We start from the raw sequence: 1,732 nt of genomic DNA on the forward strand, positions 1-1,732 counted from the left end.
CAATCCAGGGAAACTGGTTTTCATCGACGAAACCGCAGCCTCCACCAATATGGCGCGCAAGGGCGGCCGTTGCCGGCGCGGACGGCGATTGCGCGTCGGGGTTCCCCACGGCCATTACAAGACCGTCACGCTCGTCGCAGGTCTGCGGCTTGGCGGCGTCACGGCGCCGAAAGTTTTCGACCGCCCGATCAACGCCGCGTTGTTCGAGGAATGGGTCAGGGAATGTCTGGGTCCGACGCTCAAGCCCGGCGATGTCGTCGTCATGGATAATCTCTCAAGCCACAAGGGCGAGCGCGTCGAGCAACTGATCAAGGGCGCCGGCGCCGAACTCCGCTACCTGCCGCCCTACAGCCCGGACATGAACCCCATCGAAAAGGCGTTTTCGAAACTGAAAGCCTTCCTGCGCAAGATCGCCGAGCGCACCGTCGCCGGATTGATGCAAGCCCTCGAAGCCTGCGCAGACATCTTCAAACCCGCGGAATGCCAGAACTACTTTCGCGCATGCGGCTATGATACAGGTTGATCGGAAACCGCTCTAGTGTCCGGGTTCAACGTCTATCCAACAGAGGTGGAAGAGGTTTTGAGCCGGCATCCCGGCATCCTCGAAGTCGCGGTCGTCGGCATGGCCGATGCGCAATCCGGTGAGGCGCCGGTCGCCTGCGTGGTTAGGAAGGACCCGGCTCTGACCCAAGGGGATGTTATCGCCTTCTCGCGCGAAAGCTTGACAGGTTACAAGGCGCCGAGGCGTGTGATCTTCGTTGAGGAATTACCGAAGACGCCCGTCGGCAAAGTCCTCCGGCGACAACTGCGGGACCAGTTGACGTTGTGACAGCGGAGCTGTTTCCATTGGCAATGGCCCGTTTGCGTCAATTCTGGGGGATCGTCACGGTGCCTAGAAATGACCGGAATTGGCGCGAAGCTGGCGGCCAGCAGGCATTTTGAACGGCCTTTATGTGGCGGGAGCATCAGCGCGGGCGCTTTCGCCCGTTGATACGCCACGGCTGCGGGTTTCATGCTGCTACCGTCGTCGCTGGCGTTCGGATTATATTTTGGTCTCGTTCACTCTGTGCGGCACGTTTTGCGCCTCGGCGCATGGCGGGCTGCGGAGTACCCGATGGTGGCCGCGGGCTGGGCAGCGACTGTGATGTTACCGGCTGGCGCCATCCGCGCAGCGGGACTTGTCGGCCTGACGCGGCTCAACGATGACGCGACGACCGGCCTGCGGGCGCCTGCGTTCCGGATTATCACATGATCGTCACGAGTTGGTCGAAGCCCGTGTCGCCTTACTCTTGCCCACCGTTCGGCAAGCGGCTCCTTCCTCTTCGCGTAGAATAGCACGAGGCTCCATTTCCCCTGAACCAGCGCGCGGCGCCCACCCTTTGAAACATCACACACAGGCGGCTCCGATGGCAGAAACCAAACCTGGCGCCACCAGCCCCCGGTCAAGCCTATGGGATGCGGCCCGTTTGGCAGCCTGGGCATACGCGCCATTCCAACGCATGGCGGCGCCGGAGCTTTACGGCCTGCTGGCGACACGCGCCTTTACGGCCAAGGGCCTGTACCTCAATCTCGGCTACTGGAAGACCGCGCGGACCATTGACGAAGCCTGTGCGGCCTTGGCCACGCTGGTGGCCGAGGCGGCGGCGATGGGGCCGAATGACGATGTCGTGGATGTGGGCTTCGGCTTTGCCGATCAGGACATGCTGTGGATCGAACGTTTCGCGCCACGCCA

Annotated in this window: 2 protein-coding genes and 1 pseudogene; all 3 read left to right on the plus strand. The window is 62.4% G+C overall.

Features of this window, described 5'->3' with window-relative positions:
- Nucleotides 1–523, plus strand: a 523-nt coding sequence (locus QZY01_RS03910) for an IS630 family transposase (protein ID WP_294533607.1), incomplete at its 5' end; no start/stop codon positions are given.
- 12 nt (nucleotides 524–535) lie between these two features.
- A pseudogene (locus QZY01_RS03915) lies at nucleotides 536–829 on the plus strand (long-chain-fatty-acid--CoA ligase); the annotation flags it as partial.
- Nucleotides 830–1,466: 637 nt separating this feature from the next.
- Nucleotides 1,467–1,732 (plus strand): hypothetical protein (locus QZY01_RS03920; protein WP_294533609.1); only part of this gene is annotated, 266 nt, incomplete at its 3' end.

It is taken from the genome of uncultured Rhodoblastus sp. (assembly GCF_903903185.1).
In the GTDB taxonomy this organism is placed as follows: domain Bacteria; phylum Pseudomonadota; class Alphaproteobacteria; order Rhizobiales; family Beijerinckiaceae; genus Rhodoblastus.